This window comes from Micromonospora sp. WMMD1219 (assembly GCF_049315215.1).
GTDB classification, from domain to species: domain Bacteria; phylum Actinomycetota; class Actinomycetes; order Mycobacteriales; family Micromonosporaceae; genus Micromonospora; species Micromonospora tulbaghiae.
Genome location: NZ_CP186057.1, coordinates 1,793,599 through 1,814,236 on the forward strand (window position 1 = coordinate 1,793,599; position 20,638 = coordinate 1,814,236).

General features: G+C 71.5%; 16 protein-coding genes. 8 read left to right on the forward strand and 8 right to left on the reverse strand.

Going from position 1 to position 20,638, the window contains the following annotated elements; all coding sequences use genetic code 11:
• Positions 1-22: 22 nt before the first annotated feature.
• On the reverse strand, positions 23-661 hold the full coding sequence (locus ACN27C_RS08685) for a PadR family transcriptional regulator (protein WP_120572535.1): 639 nt from the start codon (positions 659-661) through the stop codon (positions 23-25).
• A 174-nt stretch (positions 662-835) separates the two neighbouring features.
• Here ACN27C_RS08685 and ACN27C_RS08690 point away from each other — a divergent pair, with 174 nt between their 5' ends.
• From ACN27C_RS08690 to ACN27C_RS08700, 3 genes are all read left to right on the forward strand, one after another.
• A complete protein-coding gene (locus ACN27C_RS08690) occupies positions 836-1,282 on the forward strand; it encodes a DUF5318 domain-containing protein (protein WP_120572536.1) in 447 nt (148 codons plus the stop codon).
• Between the two features lie 194 nt (positions 1,283-1,476).
• Complete coding sequence (locus tag ACN27C_RS08695; RefSeq protein WP_422750886.1) at positions 1,477-4,302, forward strand: transglycosylase domain-containing protein; 2,826 nt, start codon at positions 1,477-1,479, stop codon at positions 4,300-4,302.
• A gap of 120 nt (positions 4,303-4,422) precedes the next feature.
• Positions 4,423-5,979: a glycosyltransferase family 87 protein gene (locus tag ACN27C_RS08700; protein WP_422750887.1), complete on the forward strand. Its 1,557-nt coding sequence runs from the start codon at positions 4,423-4,425 to the stop codon at positions 5,977-5,979.
• Between the two features lie 21 nt (positions 5,980-6,000).
• Here the strand turns inward: ACN27C_RS08700 and ACN27C_RS08705 are convergent, their stop codons facing one another.
• Together ACN27C_RS08705 and ACN27C_RS08710 are read right to left on the reverse strand one after the other, a co-directional pair.
• Positions 6,001-8,127, reverse strand: a complete 2,127-nt coding sequence (locus tag ACN27C_RS08705) for a hypothetical protein (protein WP_422750888.1) — start codon at positions 8,125-8,127, stop codon at positions 6,001-6,003.
• Positions 8,124-8,906 (reverse strand): deoxyribonuclease IV, encoded by a 783-nt coding sequence (locus ACN27C_RS08710; RefSeq protein ID WP_120572540.1) that lies wholly within the window; start codon positions 8,904-8,906, stop codon positions 8,124-8,126. The genes ACN27C_RS08705 and ACN27C_RS08710 overlap by 4 nt, the downstream gene beginning before the upstream one ends.
• A gap of 634 nt (positions 8,907-9,540) precedes the next feature.
• Here ACN27C_RS08710 and rpsF point away from each other — a divergent pair.
• From rpsF to rplI, 4 genes are all read left to right on the forward strand, one after another.
• On the forward strand, positions 9,541-9,831 hold the full coding sequence (gene rpsF / locus ACN27C_RS08715) for a 30S ribosomal protein S6 (protein ID WP_013289357.1): 291 nt from the start codon (positions 9,541-9,543) through the stop codon (positions 9,829-9,831).
• 82 nt (positions 9,832-9,913) lie between these two features.
• On the forward strand, positions 9,914-10,441 hold the full coding sequence (locus ACN27C_RS08720; RefSeq protein WP_018788497.1) for a single-stranded DNA-binding protein: 528 nt from the start codon (positions 9,914-9,916) through the stop codon (positions 10,439-10,441).
• A 41-nt stretch (positions 10,442-10,482) separates the two neighbouring features.
• A complete protein-coding gene (rpsR, locus tag ACN27C_RS08725; protein WP_013289355.1) occupies positions 10,483-10,722 on the forward strand; it encodes a 30S ribosomal protein S18 in 240 nt (79 codons plus the stop codon).
• A gap of 14 nt (positions 10,723-10,736) precedes the next feature.
• A complete protein-coding gene (gene rplI, locus ACN27C_RS08730; RefSeq protein ID WP_018788496.1) occupies positions 10,737-11,183 on the forward strand; it encodes a 50S ribosomal protein L9 in 447 nt (148 codons plus the stop codon).
• Between the two features lie 66 nt (positions 11,184-11,249).
• Here the strand turns inward: rplI and ACN27C_RS08735 are convergent, their stop codons facing one another.
• On the reverse strand, positions 11,250-12,077 hold the full coding sequence (locus tag ACN27C_RS08735; protein ID WP_422750890.1) for a hypothetical protein: 828 nt from the start codon (positions 12,075-12,077) through the stop codon (positions 11,250-11,252).
• 1,168 nt (positions 12,078-13,245) lie between these two features.
• Between ACN27C_RS08735 and ACN27C_RS08740 the strand changes: the two genes are divergently transcribed.
• The gene (locus tag ACN27C_RS08740; protein WP_422750891.1) at positions 13,246-17,433 is read left to right on the forward strand and encodes a replicative DNA helicase; all 4,188 of its coding nucleotides are present in this window, start codon (positions 13,246-13,248) and stop codon (positions 17,431-17,433) included.
• A gap of 6 nt (positions 17,434-17,439) precedes the next feature.
• Here the strand turns inward: ACN27C_RS08740 and ACN27C_RS08745 are convergent, their stop codons facing one another.
• The 4 genes from ACN27C_RS08745 to ACN27C_RS08760 form a co-directional block, all read right to left on the reverse strand.
• A complete protein-coding gene (locus tag ACN27C_RS08745; protein WP_422750892.1) occupies positions 17,440-18,120 on the reverse strand; it encodes a maleylpyruvate isomerase N-terminal domain-containing protein in 681 nt (226 codons plus the stop codon).
• A 94-nt stretch (positions 18,121-18,214) separates the two neighbouring features.
• Positions 18,215-18,607 carry a zf-TFIIB domain-containing protein gene (locus ACN27C_RS08750; protein WP_120572543.1) on the reverse strand — a complete coding sequence of 131 codons (393 nt, stop codon included), beginning with the start codon at positions 18,605-18,607 and terminating at the stop codon, positions 18,215-18,217.
• Between the two features lie 23 nt (positions 18,608-18,630).
• Positions 18,631-19,263 carry a phosphoribosyltransferase gene (locus tag ACN27C_RS08755; protein ID WP_364807686.1) on the reverse strand — a complete coding sequence of 211 codons (633 nt, stop codon included), beginning with the start codon at positions 19,261-19,263 and terminating at the stop codon, positions 18,631-18,633.
• Positions 19,260-20,603 carry a glycosyltransferase 87 family protein gene (locus tag ACN27C_RS08760; RefSeq protein WP_422750894.1) on the reverse strand — a complete coding sequence of 448 codons (1,344 nt, stop codon included), beginning with the start codon at positions 20,601-20,603 and terminating at the stop codon, positions 19,260-19,262. Before ACN27C_RS08760 ends, ACN27C_RS08755 begins: the two co-directional genes overlap by 4 nt.
• Positions 20,604-20,638 lie beyond the last annotated feature (35 nt).

A 20,638-nucleotide genomic window follows, 5' to 3' on the forward strand; every position in this document is an offset into this window, starting at 1 on the left:
GCGTCTGCCTCCTTCTTCTTCATCACGGCCGCTCTGTCCTGGACGTTCCAGGCGTGGGCGGGCTGTCGTTGTCTCCTCGGCCACCGGCCGTCCCGGGTCGCGGGTCGGCCGGGGCCCGGCCGGAGCGCTCGTTGGCGATGAGCTCCTCCAGCCAGCGGACCTCGCGCTCACAGGCGTCGAGCCCGTGGCGTTGCAGTTCCAGGGTGTACGCGTCGAGGCGCTCGGCTGCCCGGCCGAGCACGTCACGAAGACCTTCGCGACGTTCCTCGATCTTGCGGCGACGACCTTCCAGGATCCGGAGCCGGGTGGCCTGGTCGGTCCGGGCGAAGAACGCGAAGTGCACGCCGAAGCCCGTGTCGTCGTACGTCTCGGGTCCAGCCTGCGCTATGAGCTGGGCGAAGCGTTCCTTGCCCTCCGCGGTAATGGTGTAGACCACCCGACCGCGTCGGCTGGTCAGCGCGGGTACCTCCTCGGCGGTCGCGGGTGTCTCGGCGGCTTCGGCGATCCATCCCGCCGCCTGCAGCCGACGCAGCGTCGGGTAGAGCGAGCCGTAGCTGATCGCCGCCCGGATGGCACCGAGCTTGGCGGTCAGCTCCTTGCGCAGCTCGTAGCCGTGCATCGGTGCCTCCTGCAGGAGGCCGAGGATGGCAAGCTCGAGCACGGGCCATCCCCTCTTTCCCCCTGCGCGGAGCACTAACCACCGCGATGTATCGGACCGATACATCGCACGTTAGCGGAGAGGTGAGGGTGGGGCAAACCCCTGCTTACGCGACGCGGTCCTCACGCATCGTGACCATGGTCGCCTGGGTTCGCCGGAGCGCGTACCCTTTGCCGCATGCGTACGCAGCGCCAGGTCGTCGACTACTCGCTTCAGAAGCGGGCTGTGCTGCGTGAACTGCTCGCCGGGCGGGTCGGCACGTACGACGTCTGCGACGCTTCGCCGTACCTGAAGAACGCTGCTCGTTTCCATGGCGAGCCGACCGACCACCGCTGCCCGATCTGCCGCAGCGAGAACCTGATCCACGTCCACTACATTTACGGTGACGAACTCAAGCAGTCGGCCGGCCAGGCGCGTACCCGGGCCGAGTTGCCCGTCCTGGCCATGACGCTGCGTGAGTTCCAGGTGTTCGTGGTGGAGGTCTGCCCCGGCTGCGACTGGAACCATCTCGTCGAGCAGTTCCTGCTCGGCCGGGACGGCCTCGCGGGCGAGGCGGAGGACGCGGACGAGTCGGTCGCGGCCAACGGCTCCACCCCTCGGCGAAGGCGAGAGGCGCAACGGTGAACGCGGCTGTCCCGATCACTGCCGGCCCATTCCCCGGGTGGCAGGATCGACAGCCCTTACGCGTAATTGGTCCGAATAGATCGGATTTGACGGGCGATCGCTGGCACGGCCGGCGGGTAACGTCCCGTGTTCCAGCTCACGGCAACCCGGTGGCGGCGCCCCCGCGCCCCACCGCGACCGGCAGGGTGTGAGGAATGAACTACGGCGATCCCAGTTCTTCGCGTGGGCGGGCCCAGATCCCGGGCCCGAACGGCGACCCCGGTTCCGAAGGGAGCCGGGGCGGGAGCGGTTGGTCCGGCGCGGCTGAGGGCGGCGCCTCGGCGCGCGCCTCCGCGACACCGTACGGCGCGGGCGGCCGGGCCTCGGTCGGCGGCGCCGCTCCGGCGCCGCGTGGGGCGGCAGGCTCGGCCTCGGTCGGCCGGGCCGGCGCGGGCCGCGCCTCGGTGCCCGTCTCGCCGGCGCCCGGCGTCTCCGGACGCGCCGGCGCCGGCCGGGCGTCGGTGCCGGTCTCCCCGGCCGCTCCGGCCGGACGCGCCTCGGTGGGCTCGGCGAGCGTCGGCGCGGCCGGCGTCGGCGGGCGTGCGAGCGTGGGCGCACGCGCGAGCGTCGGCGCGGCGGCTGTCGGTGGCCGGGCCCGGGTGCCCGGCGCCTCCGGCGGTGGCCCCGGTGGTCCCGGCGGTCCGGCCGGCCCCGGCCGGCGTGGCCGCGGCGAGGACCCGGCGCGGGCGAAGAAGCGCCGCCGGATCAACATGCTGATCGCCGGCTTCGCCGTGTTCATCATGCTCGCCGGCATCGGCGTGGTGAGCTTCACCTGGTACTCCACCAAGGTGGTGCTCCCGGAGGACACCATCCCGCCGCTGTCCACCACCATCTACGACTCGACCGGCAAGACCGCCATCGCCCGGATCGGCGACCAGAACCGCCAGCTGGTCACCATCGACCAGATCCCGGAGCACGTCCAGCACGCGGTCGCCGCGGCGGAGGACCGGAACTTCTACAAGCACTCCGGTGTGGACTACAAGGGCATCGCCCGGGCCGCGTGGAACAACCTCACCGGCGGCGACAAGCAGGGCGCCTCGACCATCACCCAGCAGTACGCGCGCAACGCGTTCGAGAACCTGAACCAGGACACGTACGGCCGCAAGGTGAAGGAGGCGATCCTCGCCTCCAAGCTGAACGACAAGTACGACAAGCGCGCGATCATGCAGCACTACCTGAACGTCATCTACTTCGGCCGGGGCGCGTACGGCATCCAGGCGGCGGCGCGGACCTACTTCGGCAAGGACGTCAAGAGCCTCACAGTGGCCGAGGCCGCGGTGCTCGCCGCGCTGATCAAGCAGCCGGAGCCGAGCGCCACCCACCAGGGCTACGACCCGGCGATCAACCCGACGGCCGCGCTGGACCGGTGGAACTACGTGATCAACGGCATGATCACGGAGAAGTGGCTTGATGCGCCGAACATGCCGGTGCACCCCACCGAGTACCCGACGAACATCGCGAAGCCGACGAAGAACAGCGGCGGCGGCTTCGGCATCGACACCGCGTACGGCAACATCGTCAACTACGTCTCGCAGGAACTGCGCGAGATGAAGCTCTGCACCGACAACGAGGCCGAGGCGACCGAGAAGAAGCCGCTCTGCGCCAAGGCGCTCAGCCGCGGCGGCTACAAGATCACAACCACCATCAGCCAGAAGATGCAGGAGGCGGCGCTCGCCGCGGCCCAGCGGGCCAAGAAGGGCTCCGAACTCGCCGGCCAGCCGCCGAACCTGATGGCCGCCGTGGTGGCCATCGACCCGAAGACCGGCCGGGTGCTGGCCTACTACGGCGGCGACAACGGCACCGGCACCGACTACGCCGGGAAGAACGTCGACAACGGCGTGGTGAGCGGCGGTCACTCGCCGGGTTCGAGCTTCAAGATCTACACGCTTGCCGCGGCGCTCAAGGAAGGCATCTCCCTCAAGTCCCGGTGGAAGGGGTCGGCGTTCACGCCGAAGGGCACCAAGTTCAAGGTCAGCAACGCCGGCGCGGACCGTGTCACATGCGGTGACTCCTGCACGCTCGAACTGTCGACGCTGAAGTCGCTGAACGTGCCGTTCTACTACATCACCGAGAAGATCGGCCCGGACAAGGTGCTCGACATGGCCAAGCAGGCCGGCGTCACCACCATGTGGCAGACCGACACCAACCCGGCCAAGGCGCACGACCTGACCAAGGCCGACCCGAAGGACCTGGCTCCGTCGCCGTTCTTCCACGTCCTCGGCTACGGCCAGTACCCGATCACGGTGCTCGACCACGCCAACGGCGTCGCCACCTTCGCCAACCAGGGCGTCTACCACAAGGCGCACTTCATCCGGAAGGTGGAGAAGCAGAACCCGGACACCGGTAAGTGGGACCTGGTCGGCTCGGAGAAGCTCAAGGGGCAGCAGCGGATCGACAAGGACATCGCGGCCGATGTCACCTCCGTGCTGAAGCAGTACCCGGGCCAGATCAACAAGAAGCTCGAGGACGGCCGGCAGGTCGCCGAGAAGACTGGCACCTGGGAACTCAACGACAAGACCACCGACAACGGCGACGCCTGGATGATCGGCTACACGCCGCAGCTCGCCACCGCGGTCTGGGTCGGCAACAAGGGCGACCGCAAGGCGATCAAGTACAAGGGCGGCGAGAGCATCAGCGGCGCCAAGATGCCCGGTGACATCTTCCAGCGCTTCATGAACGAGGCGCTCAAGGGCAAGGACAAGGAGGAGTTCCCCCCAGCGGCGAACGTCGGCGAGGACGACACCGGCAACGGCGAGGCCCCGCCGCCGACGAACGAGCCCGGCCAGCCGGGCGGCCCGAACTGCGACCCGCTGGGCCTGTTCTGCCCCGGCGGCACGCCCGGTGGCGGCACCCCCGGTGGCGGCGGCGACCAGGGTGGAACGCCCGGCGGGGGCGGGCTCCCCGGAGGCGGCGGACGCCCCGGTGGCGGCGGTGGCGGCGGTGGGCTGCTACCGAGCACACCACCGACACGACAGAACTGACGCGTACCACCTGACGGCGGCGGCCGGACCTCGGGTCCGGCCGCCGCCGCGTTTCGCGTACCGGAATTTCTCCGCGCGCGACGGGACGGCGACCCCCGGTGTACGGCAGGATGCCTCTCCATGAGCACCCAGTCGCCCGCAGGCATCGATGAGCCCGGCGCGTCCGAGGCGGCGCCACGATCCGCAGAGACGGTGGACCACCCGTCCCGCTCCGACTGGTTCGTCCGGGGCGCCTCCGGTCTGATCGGCGGGCCGCTCGGCGACCACGCCGCCGCCCTGGACCGGCCCGCCGACCGGGAGAGCCGCTTCTGGACCGCCGGCCGGATCGTCCTGGCGCTCGTCTGCCTCACGCTGGCCCTGCACTGGGTGCAGAAGTCGCCCTGCCAGGACGGCGCCTGGCAGAACAACATCCAGTACACCCGGATGTGCTACACCGACGTGCTCGCGCTCTACTACGCCGAAGGGCTCAACGAGGGCAAGGTGCCCTACGCCGACCACCCGGTGGAGTACCCGGTGCTGACCGGCTACTTCATGGGCGCTCTCGGCCTGCCGGTGCACGCCCTCGGCGCCGACAACCCCGCCATCAACCAGGGCCAGTGGTTCTACAACCTGAACGCGCTGGTACTCGGCGCGCTCGCCGTCGCCACCGTCGCGGTGATCCTCAGCCTGCGCCGGCGACGACCCTGGGACGCCGCGTTGTTCGCGCTCTCCCCGGCGCTCGTGCTCACCGCCACCGTCAACTGGGACCTGCTCGCCATCGGCCTGGCCGCGTTCGGCCTGCTGGCCTGGGCGCGCGCCCGCCCCGGCCGGTACGCGCTGCTGCTGCCCGGAGTAGCGGGCGTCCTCATCGGACTCGGCGGCGCGGCCAAGATGTGGCCGCTGTTCCTCCTCGGCCCGATCCTGGTCCTCGCGTTGCGCGCCGGCAAGATGCTGGCCGGGCTCGTCGCCACGGCGACCGCGCTGGTGACGCTCGTGGCCGTGAACCTGCCGGTGGCGATCCCCTACCGGGAGAACTGGGAACGCTTCTTCGACCTGAACACCACACGCCCCATCGACTGGGGCACTCTCTGGTACATCGGCCGCTACCTGGACGGCCGGATCAGCCCGTCCTCACCCGGCGAACTCGGGCCCTTCGAGTGGCTCAACGCGAACATCCCCACCCTCAACTGGCTGTCGTACCTCCTCTTCGGCCTGGCCTGCCTCGGCGTGGCCGGACTGGCGCTGCTCGCGCCACGCCGCCCCCGGCTGGCCCAGCTCGCCTTCCTGGTGGTCGCCGCGTTCCTCATCTTCAGCAAGGTGTGGTCCCAGCAGTTCGTGCTCTGGCTGCTGCCGCTCGCGGTGCTCGCCCGGCCGCGCTGGGGCGCGTTCCTGGCCTGGCAGGTCGCCGAGGTCTGCTACTTCGCCGCGTTCTACGGCGAACTGCTCGGCACGGCCATGTCCCGGCCGGTCTTCCCCGAAGGCGTCTTCGTGCTGGCGTCGAGCCTGCGCCTGATCACCGTGGCGGTCCTCTGCGGGTTCGTCATCCGGGACATCATGCGGCCCGAACTGGACGTCGTCCGGCACACCTACCCCGACGACCCGGACGGCGGAGTGCTCGACGGCGCGCCCGACGCGCCCTGGCATCAGCGCTGGCGGGCTCGCGCCGCCGAACGGCCCGCCGAACCCGTTCCGGTGTGACCGAGACGGTCGTGTTCCGGTCTACAGCCGGAACACGACCGCCTCGCCGACCTGCTCCCGGGTCACTCCCGGCGTGTCGACCGGCCGGTCGAGCATCCCCTCCCACGGGGTGCCCTCCAGCTCGTCGCGCAACACGACCACGTTCTTCACGCCGATCTGCCGCAGGTAGTCGACGCTCGCGTAGTCCGGGAAACTCACTGTCGCCTCGCGGATCTGAGCCTGCGAACGCGGCGTGAAACCGCTGCCGCCGTTGACCATCGGCTGGAACCGGTCGGTGGACCAGAGCATCACCGGCTGGTCCAGGTTCTGGCTGCTCGGCAGCACCAGCATCGGGCCGTCGACGGTCCGCATCGCCGCCGGCTGCCGCGGCACCACCGGCTGCGGCGTGGCGTTCAGCCCCTCCACGAGCACCAGCGCCAACGGCAGCAGCGTGGCCAGCCGCAGCCACGGGCCCGGCCACGGCGGCACCCGTTCGGCGGCCAGCTCGCGTACGCGCATGCAGAGCGCGGTGACCGCGCCGGCCGCGAGCAGGCCCAGCAGCAGCGTGGTCCAGAGCATCATCCGGCCCGGCGTGCGCAGCCCGCTCCAGCCCGGCAGGTAGTCGAACAACGGCACGTAGGTGAACCGGCCGCCGAAGAACCGGGTGCCCATCGCCAGCGCCATCGTCACGAGCACCCCGGCCAGCAGGAAGATCCGGTGCCGGACCCGCCAGACCGAGAAGAACAGGCCACCGGCGGCGAGCGCGTAGAGCGCGAAGCCCGGCAGCAGCGTCATCTCCGGATGCCAGGGCAGCACGGCGCGGGCGCCCTCGTGCAGCCCGCCCCAGACCCGGGACTCGGCCGGCGCGGTGAAGAACCCGCTCGCCGGCGGCGAGTAGAGCCCGATGTCACCGAGCGTCCGCTCCGCGTTCGGGTGCAGCTCGGCGACCTTGAAGTACGGCACCGCCAGCGCCGCGCCCACCGCGGCGAACGCGAGCCCGCCGAACACGTCGGCCAGGAACAGCCGCCGCCCGAACGGACGCTTCACCCGGCGCCGCCGCACGAACCACAGCACCACCGAGACCACGCCGGTCCCGGCCAGCATGTACGCGAACGGCAGCCCGATGCCGAACCCCAGGCTGAGCTGCCACGCGGCCACCAGCCACCCGGCGAACGCCCAGCCCGCGTGCCGGCGGCGCGGCCGGTAGCCGTACCGCAGCGACCAGCCGTGCCCCCGGGCCAGCATGGCCAGCGCCAGCGGGATGCCGCCGTTGGAGAGGATGTGCAGGTGCCCCGCCTGGGCCAGCAGCCACGGCGCGTAGGCGAAGCTCGCCCCGGCCACCGCGCCGCCGATGCGGCCCGCGCCGAGCTGCCGGGCCAGCACGTACGCGCCGAACGCGGCGAGCGCGTGCGCCAGCACGAACATGATGTTGTAGCGCAGGACGGCGTGCTCCGGGCCGACCCCGATCAGGCCGGCCGGGGCGTACCCGAGGAGCGTGTCGGAGAACGCGAAGCTCCAGTTCTCCGGATAGAACGTGTTCGCGTGCCACAGCATCGCCGGGTCGGTCCGCAGGATGTGCCCGGACCAGGCCATCTGCCACGCCTGCAGGCTCGGATCCCAGTAGTCCTGCGGCAGCGTGTGCCGCGGATAGCGCAACGTGGGCCAGGTCATCGCCGCGGCCAGCGCCAGCGCGGCGACGGCGGCGAGCGTCCACTCGTGCACCAGGAACCGGCCGACCGCGCGTACGGCCCGGCGGGCCCGGCCGAGCACCGGCTCCGGCGCGGGCCCGAACGCGGACCAGGGGTCGGCGGGCTTCTCGTCGGCCGTACCCGTTGCGCTCTTGTCCCGGCCCTCGGCCTTCGTGCCGGCGGCGTCTCCGGCGTCGCCGCCCTTCGCCGGCCCGTCGTGGGCGCCGCCCTTGCCGGCGGCGGCATCGTCCCGGGCCTCGGCCTTCTCCTCGGCGGCGGCCTCGTCCGCGGTGCCGGCACCGGGCCCGGTGCCCGCCTTGCCGGCGGTGGCGTCCACGCCGGATCCGCCCTCGGCGGTCCCACCCTCGCCGGTCGGGGTCGCCTCGGCCCTCTCGTCCGGCCGGTTCCGCGCGCCCGTCCCGTCCGGCCGGGGCTCGGCGCCGGACCGGCGGCCGGTCGTGCCGGACTGCTCGGTCGTCACGCCGCCGCGCCCAGCTGCCCGCGCAGGAACGCGATGTCGGCGGCCTGGCCCTCGACGCCACCGGGGGTCTCCACGATCACCGGCGCGCCCGCCGCGCGGATCACCGCCACCAGCAGCTCCGGGTCGATGGTGCCGCCGGTCAGGTTGTCGTGCCGGTCCTGGCCGGAGTTGAACGCGCCCTTGGAGTTGTTGGCGTGGATCAGGTCGATCCGGCCGGTGATCGCCTTCACCCGGTCGACCAGGCCCAGCAGTTCCTCGCCACCCGCGTACGCGTGGCAGGTGTCCAGGCAGAAGCCGACCTCGTGGTCGCCGAGCGCGTCCCAGAGCCGGGCCAGTGAGTCGAGGTGCCGGGCGCAGGCGTTGTCGCCGCCGGCGGTGTTCTCGATCAGCACCGGCAGCGGGAAGCCGCCCGAGTCCGCCGCGTACGCGAAGGTCTTGCGCCAGTTGTCGAAGCCGACGGCGACGTCGTGGCCGGCGTTGACGTGGCCGCCGTGCACGATCAGCCCCTTGGCTCCGACGTCCGCCGCGGCGGTGGCGTGGGCGAGCAGCAGCTTACGGCTGGGAATGCGGATCCGGTTGTTGAGCGTGGCCACGTTGATCACGTACGGCGCGTGCACGTAGAGGTCGACGTCGGCGGAACGCAGGCGCTCGGCGTCCTCGCGCGGCTTCGGGGCCTTCCAGCCCTGCGGGTCGGCCAGGAAGAACTGGACCGCCTCGGCCTGCCGGGCGGCCGCCTCGGCCAGCGGGTCGGTCGGATCGACGTGGGCTCCGATTCGCATGCAGGGCAGCCTACGTCGCGCCTGCGACGGTCGGCGCGCTCGCGGGAGGCGCCCGGCGGGTCGAACGCGTCACCACCCGGCCCGGCGGTCGTTGTCCGAGGTGGGATCGATGGTCGACGCTCCGCCCGAACGTGGTCCACAGCACGGACGGGCGAGGGTGGACCCCCGGAAACGGGACGCCCCGCCGTGCGGCCCGGCACGACGGGGCGGGATCCGCTCGTCATCCCGGTACGGGAGGCCAGCAGTAGGACCAATTCCTCCATTTACCCCAAGTGGTGACGAGAGCCATTGTATGGTCAGACCAGGTGACAACACGATAAAGCTCCGCGGGGCGTCTTCGATCCAACCTCATCGGTGTGGTCGTTCCTCCCCAGGTCCCACCCAAGGAATGCGGACGGGACGCCCCGCGGTCCCGTGGACAGGGGTCCACCTGCCGGCTCGCCGGAGGTGGGCCCCTGTCGCCGCACCCGGGACACCGGGGCCACCGGCCCGGCCATGATCGTCCGGACCGGCTATCCTGGTCCGGTTGTCCGCGTGTCCGACCGGGTTCCCCCGGCACCGGCGCGGGCAGCGACGCACGACCTCCTGCCACGGAAGGACCGTGGCCGCTTAGCCCACAGGAGGTGAGCACGTCTTGCGTCACTACGAAGTCATGGTGATCCTCGACCCCAGCCTCGAGGAGCGCACCGTCGCCCCGTCGCTCGACACGTACCTGAACGTGATCCGGACCGCGGGTGGCTCGGTGGAGAAGACCGACGTGTGGGGCCGCCGGCGCCTCGCGTACGAGATCAACAAGAAGGCCGAGGGCATCTACGCCGTCATCGACCTCCAGGCGACGCCGGAGGCCGTTGGCGAGCTGGACCGTCAGCTCCGACTCAACGAGTCGGTGCTGCGCACCAAGGTCATCCGACCGGAGATGCGCTGAGCATCCAGACCCGGCACGTCCGGATCACAAGCCTCATCCACGCTGTCGTACGGCTCTGAGAGCCTGAACGGCACAAAGATGAGTGCGCGAGGAGATGGTCATGGCAGGAGACACCACCATCACGGTCATCGGCAACCTGACCGATGATCCCGAGTTGCGATTCACCCCCTCCGGCGCGGCGGTCGCCAAGTTCCGGGTCGCTTCGACGCCCCGCTTCATGGACAAGGCCTCCGGCGAGTGGAAGGACGGCGAACCGCTGTTCCTCTCGTGCACGGTCTGGCGCCAGGCCGCCGAGAACGTCGCCGAGTCGCTGCAGCGCGGCGCTCGCGTGATCGTGTCCGGCCGACTGCGCCAGCGGTCGTACGAGACCCGTGAGGGTGAGAAGCGCACCGTCATCGAGCTGGAGGTCGACGAGATCGGCCCGTCGCTGCGCTACGCCACGGCGAAGGTGCAGAAGATGTCCCGCTCCGGTGGCGGTGGCGGCGGCTTCGGTGGTGGTGGCGGCCAGGGCGGCGGCGGAGGCAACTTCGACGACCCCTGGGCCTCTGCTGCCCCCGCCCCCTCCCGCGGTGGTTCGGGCGGAAACTTCGACGAGGAGCCTCCGTTCTAATGGCGCCGAGCGCCCGCGATCGCAAACCAGGAGCACGAGCAATGGCTAAGGCTGCGGCACTTCGCAAGCCGAAGAAGAAGGTGAACCCGCTCGACAAGGACGGGATCACCTACATCGATTACAAGGACACCGCGCTGCTGCGCAAGTTCATCTCCGACCGCGGCAAGATCCGCGCTCGACGGGTGACCGGCGTGACCTCGCAGCAGCAGCGGCAGATCGCCCGTGCGGTCAAGAACGCCCGCGAGATGGCGCTCCTGCCGTACACGGCCACGACCCGCTGAGAGGAGGCACGGACATGAAGATCATCCTGACTCAGGAGGTGTCCGGCCTCGGCTCTCCGGGCGACATCGTCGAGGTGAAGGACGGCTTCGGCCGTAACTACCTGCTGCCGCAGGGCTTCGCGATCGCCTGGACCAAGGGCGCGGAGAAGCAGGTCACGGTCATCAAGCGGGCCCGCTCGGCCCGCGAGATCCGCGACCTGGGCCACGCCACCGAGGTCAAGACCCAGGTCGAGGGCCTGAAGGTCAACCTGAAGGCCCGCGCCGGCGACGGCGGGCGGCTCTTCGGCTCGGTCACCCCGGCCGAGATCGTCGACGCCGTCAAGGCCGCCGGCGGCCCGACCCTGGACCGCCGCCGGCTGGAGCTGCCCGGCCACATCAAGGCGCTCGGCTCCTACCCGGTCAGCATCCGGCTGCACCCCGAGGTGACCGCCAAGTTCGACCTGAACGTGGTCAAGGGCTGACACCCGAAGCACGACGCGAAAGGCCCGCACCGGTCGCCGGTGCGGGCCTTTCCACATCCTCACCGCTCAACCGAGCGGCTTGCCCGTCACCGCGCTGATCACCACCGTGGACAGGCCACCACCCACCACCGCGGCCGCCAGCGCCACTGTCGCCGACCGCCACGTCGTCCCGACCTGCCGCAGCAGCACCGCCACCACCAGGCTGCTCACCATCGCCAACCCGAACCGCGGCGCCGCCGACACCAGCGACTCCAGCGCATGCGCACGCGGCGAGTCACACCCACCGCCGGTGATGTCCGTGACGCACCCCGCCGGAGGCTGACCGCTCAGGAACAGCAGACCGATCACCAGCAGCACCGCCGGAACCAGATAGCAGGCCGCCGTGTAGACCAACGGCCGCAACGGACCACCCGGGTCCGGATCCAGCAGGTCGTCCTCCAGCCGCCGGCCCCACGAACCACCGCCGATCGTCTCCACCCGGCGCCGCAACGTCGAAGGCGCCGGCTCCACCGGGCCACGGCGAGGCACGGTACGCGGGCGCGGCGCCGAGTACGCCACCGCAGGCGAGCGGGGCGCCGTCAACGGGGTCTCCATCCACCGGGGATCGTCACCGGAGAGCCGGGTACCCGACCAGAACGCCTCGGCCCGCTCCGGCGACGCCCAGCCCTCCCGCACCGGCGGCGCCGACCGGTCCCACGGATCGGCCGGCGCGTACCGGTCGCCCGCGTCCCGCACCGGCTCCAGGAAACCGGTGTCGGTGAACCGGTCCCACTCACCCGTGTGCTCCGTACGGTCCCACCGGTTCTCCGCCCGCTCCCAGCGGCTCGCGGGCACCGGCCGGTCCCAGGCGTGCACCCCGGACGCGTCCCACGGATCGACAGCGGGCGGCTGCACCGGCTCACGCTCGACGCTCCGGCGGCGCTGCCACGGATCCGCCGCCGGTTGCGGCCGCGCCGACTCCGGCTCCGCCCGCGACCAGGCCGACTCCGACTCCGCCGCCCTCGCCGCCGTCTGTCCCCAGCTCGGCTCCGGCTCCGCGGCCCTCGCCGCCGACCGGCCCGCATCCGACGCCGTTGGCCAGTCGGCATCCGTCCCCGAGCGGGGCCACGCGCCGTCCGGGGCCGCCGGCCGCGACCAGCCGGAATCCGACCCCGCCGGCGGCGGCCAGGAGGAACCCGACGCCGACCGGCGACGGCGGCCCGCCGGCCGTTCACCGTCCGATCCCGCCGGCCCCTCGCTCGAACCCGCCGACTCCGGCAGCCCGGACCAGGTCACCTGCGGCCGACGTGTCGCCGCCCGACGCGGACGACTCCGGGGCACCGCCCCCGACACCGGCTCGTCGCCCTCGTCCGCCCGCCGGTTGCCCACGTACCCCCGCTCCTGCGGGGCGTCCATCGTCCACTCGGCGGTGTGATCCGACAACGGACCCGCACCGATCGCGCGCAGATCGCGACGCGGCCCGGCGTCCACCCGCCGACCACCGCCGGAGGACGGCGTCTCCACCTCGTCGTCCGGCGCGGCATGCCGCCCGCCACCGTCCGCGCGACTCACCCCGGACTCCAGAGCCCAACGGGGAAGGTACGTCTCGACCGGCTCGTCCTGGCCACGCTCGATCGCGCGCCGCCGGCTCGCCGTGCGGTAGCCCTCCGGCGCGTACGAGTCGACCCGGCGCGGCCCGGCGGGCTCATCCCAGGAACCGCTCGGCCGTCGCTCGCGCGGGCTGTCCTCCCCGCGTCCCCAGTCCCGGTGTCTCACGGCCGGAGCGTGACCTCTCTCAACCCGAAAGTAAACCCGCTGTCCCAGGTGTCGCCGTTCGCAGCGATAGTACGGGACGAACGACGACAAAGCTCGGCCGGAAATCTTCCGTCCACAGGGTGGGGATAGGAAAAGCCCAGGTCAGAGGCGATAAGCCCGGAATTCCCCATCACTTTTCCACACCCCTGTGCACACCCTGCGCACATGCCTGTCCCCAGGCGTCCACAGGTTGTCCCGAGGCTCATCCACCGGCCTTGTTGAGCGGTTGACCTCGGGTTCCGTATCGTGGTCCACCGACCGCCGGGCGATGACCCCCGATCGACCGGAGGGTCGGCGGAGAGTTGTCATACCCCGGCGATACAGCTGGACTCGATCCGACGCAGCGAGGGGGGAACCCGTGTCGGTCACCGACGAGACGCGTGCGGAACGGACCGGGGGGCAACCGCCCGAGCCGCCACCGCGCGATGCGGCGTTCGAAAAGACACCACCCCAGGACGTCGCCGCCGAGCAGTGCGTACTCGGCGGCATGCTGCTCTCCAAGGACGCCATCGCGGACGTCGTGGAGATCCTGAAGACCAACGACTTCTACCGCCCGGTCCACGCCACCATCTTCGACGCGATCCTGGACATCTACGGACGCGGCGAACCCGCCGACCCGATCACCGTGGCGGCAGCGCTCGCCGACTCCGGCGACCTCGCCCGCATCGGCGGCGCCCCATACCTGCACACGCTGATCGCCAGCGTGCCCACCGCCGCGAACGCCGCGTACTACGCCCGCATCGTCGGCGAACGAGCGGTGCTCCGCCGGCTGGTCGAGGCCGGCACCCGGATCGTGCAGCTCGGCTACGGCACCGGCCCGAGCGGCAGCCGCGACGTCGACGACATCGTCGACCTCGCCCAGCAGGCCGTCTACGAGATCACCGAGAAGCGCGTCAGCGAGGACTTCGCCGTCCTGGCCGACATGCTCCAGCCGACGCTCGACGAGATCGAGGCGGTCGGCGCCCAGGGCGGGGTGATGACGGGTGTGCCGACCGGCTTCACCGACCTCGACCGCCTGCTCAACGGCCTGCACGCCGGCCAACTCATCATCGTGGCCGGCCGGCCCGGTCTCGGTAAGGCGCTCGCACTCGACACCCCGCTGCCCACCCCGCAGGGCTGGACCACCATGGGTGAGGTGCGCGTCGGCGAGCAGCTCCTCGCCGCGGACGGCACTCCGACGACGATCACCAACGTCTTCGACGTGATGTACGACCGCCCCTGCTACGAGGTCGAGTTCTCCGACGGAAGCGTCATCGTGGCGGACGCCGAGCACCTGTGGAAGACCACCACCCGGGCCAGCCGGCGCCAGCCGGAGGCACGCCGGCGGCACCACTGGGCCGAGCCGGCGCTGGCGAAGGTACGGGCGGCCGAGGCGGCCGCATCCACCGAACCGCACCGGCTGGTCACTCTCGCGGAGACCCTGGATCAGGTCGGCCCGGAATTCCGCAACGTGCTCCACGCGGTGGCGCAGACGGTGGGTTCCAACGGCCGGGTCGCCCGACCGGTGACCCGGGCCGGCAAGACACGCAACTGGACGGCACCCGGCTACCCGGTGGGCGCGTTGATCTCCGGCCTCCGTGCACGCGCGGAACGACCGGTGAACGCCGGCAGCCGCGCCGAGCACGACGGGATCGTCACGACGGCGCAGATCGCGGCCACGCTGCGTACCGAGACGGCCGACCGCCGTCTCAACCACGCCGTGCGGAACTGCGCGCCGCTCCGGCTTCCGGAACGCGATCTGGTCGTCCCCCCGTACACCCTCGGGGTGTGGCTCGGCGACGGGCACACCGGGGCAAGCCGCTTCACCACCGCGGACGCGGAGATGCTCGACCTCGTGGCCCAGGACGGCTTCCTGGTACGCCCGAGCGGCCCCATGGTCTACAGCGTGCATCTGCCCGCGCCGGCCAGGACGCCGGACCGCACCTGCGTCGACTGCGGCGGCTCCACTCGTGCCCTGCGGGAGAACCCCGAAACCCGCCGCTGCGCCGAGTGCCACGAGCGGAACGGCTCCTTCCTGGCCCTGCTCCGGCGAGTCGGGGTGGCCTACGACAAGCACATTCCGCGGGACTACCTCCGCGCCTCCGAAACACAGCGCCGGGCGTTGCTCGCCGGTCTCATGGACACCGACGGCACGGTGGCGCCGACCGGGAACCTGCAGTACACATCCACCTCGAGGCGCCTGATCGACGGCGTTCGGGAACTCGTCGTCAGCCTGGGACATCGGTGCACCATGACCGAGCGCAAGGTGCGCGGCCGGACCGAGGAATCGTCGATCGCGTACACGCTGAACTTCTCCACCCCGGACACGGTCTTCCGGCTGGACCGGAAGCGCACCGCTCATGCGGCCCGACGCCGGACGTCCTCGGACGTCCGCTCCCACTCGCGGTTCATCGTGGACGTCCGTCCGGTGCCGAGCGTTCCGGTGCGTTGTGTGACTGTCGACAATCCCGACCACCTGTATCTGGCGGGCCGCTCGATGATCCCGACGCACAACAGCACGGCGAGCATGGACTTCGCCCGAAATGCAGCGATCCGCGCCAACCAGGCGTCGGCGATCTTCTCGCTGGAAATGAGCAAGGTCGAGATCGTCATGCGACTCCTCTCGGCCGAGGCGCGCGTGCCGCTGCACGTGTTGCGCAGCGGGCAGCTCTCCGACGACGACTGGACCAAGCTGGCCCGCTGCATGGGCGAGATCAGCGAGGCGCCGCTCTTCGTCGACGACACGCCGAGCATGAACCTGATGGAGATCCGGGCGAAGGCGCGGCGGCTCAAGCAGAAGCACGACCTGAAGCTGATCGTCGTCGACTATCTCCAGCTGATGACTTCACCGAAACGCACCGAGAGTCGGCAGCAGGAGGTCGCGGACCTGTCCCGTGGCCTGAAGCTGCTGGCCAAGGAGGTCGAGTGCCCGGTGATCGCGGTGAGCCAGCTGAACCGTGGCCCCGAGCAGCGCACCGATAAGCGTCCGCAATTGTCCGACCTGCGTGAATCCGGCTGCCTGACGGCCGACACCAGGCTCGTACGAGCCGATGACAACTCGGAGATCACTCTCGGGGCGCTCCTTGCCGGGAACGTCAGGGACGTTCCTGTGTGGGCCCTCGATGAAGGTCTCCGCTACACCCCCCGAACGCTCACCCACGCGTTTCCCAGTGGAACGCGCGAGGTGTTCCGGATGACCCTGGCATCCGGGAAGCAGGTGGAAGCGACCGCTAACCACCCATTTCTCACCTTCGGTGGTTGGCTGCCGCTGGGAGAACTCACGGTGGGAACTCGGCTTGCCGCGCCTCGGCACATTCCGCCACCGCTGAACATTCAGCCATGGGCTGAGCCGGAGGTGGTGATGCTGGCTCACCTCCTCGGGGACGGCTCGTTCGTCCGCCGGCAGCCGATCCGCTACGCCAGTTGTGACGAGGCCAATCTGACAGCCGTGTCGGAGGCGGCCATGCACTTCGGGATCACGGCTGTGCGAGACGACTACCCGGCTGCGCGGGTGACGACGCTCCGACTACCGGCACCGTTCCGGCTCGCCCGCGGGCGACGGAACCCGATCGCCGAGTGGTTGGACGGGTTGGGGCTGTTCGGGCTGCGGTCCCACGAGAAGTTCGTACCGCCAGCGGTGTTCGGCCTGCCTAAGGAACAGATCACGCTCTTCCTGCGACACATCTGGGCGACGGACGGGTCCGTAACTGTCAACAAGTCCGGTCGAGGCGGACGGATCTACTTCTCCTCGACATCGCCGCGCATGCTGGAGGACATCTCACGCCTGCTGCTTCGCTACGGAATCTCGGCTCGGTTGCGACAGGTGCCGGTCGCTGGACATCGGCCGCAGTACACCCTGGACATCTCCGGTCGCGACGACCAGCTTCGCTTCCTCCGGGAGATCGGTGTGCACGGCGAGCGCGCCAACGGCTGCGCGGCGCTGCTTGTGATTCTCGAATCCGTCGTCAGCAATCCGAACGTGGATACCGTGCCCAAGGAGGTGTGGTCCAGGGTTCGCGAAATCTTGGCGGAGCGCAAGATGAGCCACCGAGAGTTCGCCGCGGCCGTCGGTACCCAGTTCTCCGGCAGCGCAATGTGGAAGCGTGCACCCAGCCGGTCAAGACTCGCCAAGGTGGCCGCGGTGCTGGACTCTGCGGATCTTGATCTGCACGCGACGAACGACGTCTTCTGGGACGAGATCGTCTCGATCGAGTCAGTCGGCGAGAAGGACGTCTACGACGCCACGGTGCTCGGCACACACAACTTCATCGCCAACGGCATCGCCGCGCACAACTCGATCGAGCAAGATGCGGACGTTGTCATCCTTCTGCACCGCGACGACTACTACGACAAGGAGTCACCGCGAGCGGGCGAGGCGGACTTTATTGTTGCCAAGCACAGGAATGGGCCGACCGACACGGTGACGGTGGCGGCCCAGTTGCACCTGTCGCGCTTCGTGGACATGGCGATCGTCTGAGCGGCGTCAGCCGAGCAGCGGGAACCATCCGGCTGCCTCGCCCAGCTCCAGCCGGTCCCGGTCGGTGAGCGGCACCCGCCCGGCGGCCTTCAGCAGGTAGTCGTGGTCGTCCCAGCCGGCTGGCCGTACCGCGTCGTCGCTGAGCAGGCCGTCCATCGTGGTCACCGCGACCCGCGTCGGGTCCGCCGCCGGTCGCGGCGCGTCCGGCAGGTCCACCACCAGGTCCAGGTGGTGGATGACCGCCTCGGTGGTCAGGGTGGCGAGCAGATGGGGTACGCGCAGCACGTGACCCTGCGTGGTCACGTACCCGTCGGGGTCGGCTGCGGTGGCCGCGCGGACGGCGGCGGGCGCGGTGTCGGTCCAGAGGCGGACCACTCCGGTGGGCCGGTCGAAGGCGGCGGCGGATCGGCGGGCCCACCAGGCGTGCCCGGCGACCGCGTCGTCGTCGCCGGGCGTGAACGCGCGCCAGTAGCTGACGTCGTCCACGTCCGCCGGTCCGGGTGCGGGGCTGGCCAGGGCGACGAGCGCGCGCTGGGCGTCGCAGAGCACGTGGAAGAGCAGGTCGGCGACGAGCCAGCCGCGGCACCGGGTGGGCCGTTGCAGGGCGGCGTCGTCGAGCGGGGTGACCACGGCGGTGATGCCGTCGTACGCCTGGGCCAGCGCCTTGTGCTGCCGGATCGGGCTCATGCCGAGCAGCCTGCCACGGTGTGGCAGGTGCGGCACGCCGACGAGCGCGCCGGGTCGATGCGGTGCACCGGCCCGGCGTGCGTGTTGTCGGCGGTCAGTCGAACAGTTCGCCGAGGAAGCCGTGCTTCTTCTTCCGGCGGTAGTGGCCGTGGTAGCCGTAGTGCTGCTGCTGGCTGTGGCCGTACGCGGGCTGCGCGTAGCCGTGGCCGGGCGGCGGCGGAGGGGGCGGGGGGACGGCGCCGTAGCCGGGCTGGTGCGGCGCGGCGGGCGGGGGCGGCGGGGGTGGCGGGTAGCCGGCACCGGCCGGCGCGGCCTGCTGCGGGGCGCCGCCGTGCTGCCGGTTCCAGTTGGCCTCGGCCTCGAACAGCTTCTCGAGCTCACCGCGGTCGAGGAAGATGCCCCGGCATTCGCCGCACTGGTCGATGACTACTCCGCTGCGCTCGTACTGGCGCATCTCTCCGCGGCATTTAGGACAGGTCATCTGCATGACAACGACGGTACCGGGTGTTTTCACGCGACGGCGGTCAGCGCCTGCGTCACCTCGTCGTCGGAGACCTCGTGGAAGTCCTCGTAGTACGCGCCGACGGCGGCGAAGTCGTGCGGGAGTTGGCAGCTCACGACCGTGTCGGCGTCGGCGGCGAGCATGTCGTACGCCTGCTCGGAGCCGACCGGGACGGCGACCAGGACGCGGGCGGCGCCGAGGTGGCGGGCGACCTGGACGGCGGCGCGGGCGGTGGCGCCGGTGGCGAGTCCGTCGTCCACGATGACGGCGGTGCGGCCGGTGAGGTCCAGCGGTGGGCGGCCGCCGCGGTAGCGCTGTTCGCGGCGTTCCAGTTCAGCCTGTTCGCGGCGGCGGACCTGGGCGCGGTCGTTCTCGCTGATCCGGCCGGCGACCATCTCGTTGAGGACCTGGACGCCGCCGGGGCCGAGTGCGCCGTACGCGACCTCGGGTGCCCAGGGCACGCCGAGTTTGCGGACGACGAGCACGTCCAGTGGTGCGCCGAGCCGGTCGGCGACCACCCGGGCGACGGGTACGCCGCCGCGGACCAGGCCGAGCACGATGACGTCGGGCCGGCCGGCGAGGTCGGTGAGTCGTTCGGCGAGTTCGCGTCCCGCCTCGGCCCGGTCGCGGTAGGTGGTCATCCCTCAGGTGTACGCCTTCCGGCGGGATCGCGCGGGGCGGTTGCCGGGAATGTCGCCGGGTCGTCCGGTCGGGTGAGCGCCAGCGCGGGGGCGAGGACGAGCAGGGCGGCCGGGTAGAGCAGGTACCCGAAGCGGGTGGAGGGCATCAGCAGGATCGCGGCGAGCAGCCCGTACCCGCAGATGAGGGCCGTGGCGGCGGCGGTGCGGGGCGGGCGGCGCAGCAGCCGGACGGCGATGGCTCCTCCGGCGGCGACGAGCAGCGCGGCGGCGACGGCCCGGCCGGCCGGGAGTGTCTCGGCGATCAGATGGCCGGGGAACGGTGACTGGGCGGGGCTGGTGACGAGGCCGTGGCCGAGTGGGAAGCGCAGGACGTTCTCGACGAGGGCGTCGCGGTCGACGAGCAGCACCGGGACCAGCGCGAGGACGGGCAGGCCGATGGCGCCGAGGGCGGTGCGGAGTGCGGCCCGGCGGGTGGCGGCCCAGAAGATCAGGACGACGGCGACCGGCCAGGCGAAGAGTTTGAGGGCGCCGGCGGCGCCGATCGCGAGGCCGGCCCGGCCGGGTCGTCCGGCGGCGGCGAGCGCGAGGGCGAGCAGGCAGAGCGCGAGTACGGGCAGGTCGTCGCCGCCGGTGGCGAGGGTGAGCGCGCAGACGGGCAGGACGGTGGCGGCCTGGAAGGCGCGCAGTACGGCGGCGTCGCGGCGGGGCGCGGACGGGCTGCCGCTTGCGCGCAGGGTGGCGACGAGGGCGACGAGGGTGAGCGCGGTGACCAGGGCGAACCAGACGCGGGAGTCGGTCCACCAGGCGTCGACGGCGGCTCGGGGCAGCCCGAACAGCGCCATGCCGGGCTGGTAGGGGGTGTAGCCGAGGAGTTGTTCGCCGGGGGGCAGGGCGGCGATGGCGTCGGGTCCGAGGTAGGGGGTGCCGTGCTCGGCGAGGCGGGCGCCGGCGTGTTCGACCACGATCACCTCCTCCTGGGCGCGGTCGGTGCGTCCGCCGGCGCGTTCGACGCTCTGCGTGACGATCGGCAGCAGCGCGGTGGCGGCCCAGGTGAGACCGGCGACGGTCCACCGTGCGGGCAGGCCGGCCAGGGGTGTGCCGGGGTGGCGGCGGCGGGCGAGCAGCTGGGTGGTCGCGGCGAGCGTGGCGAGCGCGTACCCGATGGTGGCGACGGTGCCCCAGGCGCGGTGCGGCGGGAGTGTGGAGGTGGCGGCGGTGATCGCGGCGAAGGCGGTGGCGGCGGCGTAGAGGCCCAGGTCGAGGGCGAGGCCGCCGGCGGCGGTGTCGAGTGCCGACCAGCGGCGGGAGACGGGGGTTGCCGGGTCGGCGTGGGCGGTCACGCGGGCCAGTGTGGCAGACCGGCGGGGTGGCCCGG

What these genes read in the sequence shown, in the direction of transcription:
- ACN27C_RS08695 (WP_422750886.1), top strand. Translation starts at nt 1,477, where the DNA reads ATGAACTACGGCGATCCCAGTTCTTCGCGTGGGCGGGCCCAGATCCCG.
- ACN27C_RS08745 (WP_422750892.1), bottom strand. Translation starts at nt 18,120, where the DNA reads ATGAGCCCGATCCGGCAGCACAAGGCGCTGGCCCAGGCGTACGACGGC.
- rplI (WP_018788496.1), top strand. Translation starts at nt 10,737, where the DNA reads ATGAAGATCATCCTGACTCAGGAGGTGTCCGGCCTCGGCTCTCCGGGC.
- ACN27C_RS08710 (WP_120572540.1), bottom strand. Translation starts at nt 8,906, where the DNA reads ATGCGAATCGGAGCCCACGTCGATCCGACCGACCCGCTGGCCGAGGCG.
- rpsR (WP_013289355.1), top strand. Translation starts at nt 10,483, where the DNA reads ATGGCTAAGGCTGCGGCACTTCGCAAGCCGAAGAAGAAGGTGAACCCG.
- ACN27C_RS08755 (WP_364807686.1), bottom strand. Translation starts at nt 19,263, where the DNA reads ATGACCACCTACCGCGACCGGGCCGAGGCGGGACGCGAACTCGCCGAA.
- ACN27C_RS08750 (WP_120572543.1), bottom strand. Translation starts at nt 18,607, where the DNA reads ATGCAGATGACCTGTCCTAAATGCCGCGGAGAGATGCGCCAGTACGAG.
- ACN27C_RS08740 (WP_422750891.1), top strand. Translation starts at nt 13,246, where the DNA reads ATGACCCCCGATCGACCGGAGGGTCGGCGGAGAGTTGTCATACCCCGG.
- ACN27C_RS08690 (WP_120572536.1), top strand. Translation starts at nt 836, where the DNA reads ATGCGTACGCAGCGCCAGGTCGTCGACTACTCGCTTCAGAAGCGGGCT.
- ACN27C_RS08700 (WP_422750887.1), top strand. Translation starts at nt 4,423, where the DNA reads ATGAGCACCCAGTCGCCCGCAGGCATCGATGAGCCCGGCGCGTCCGAG.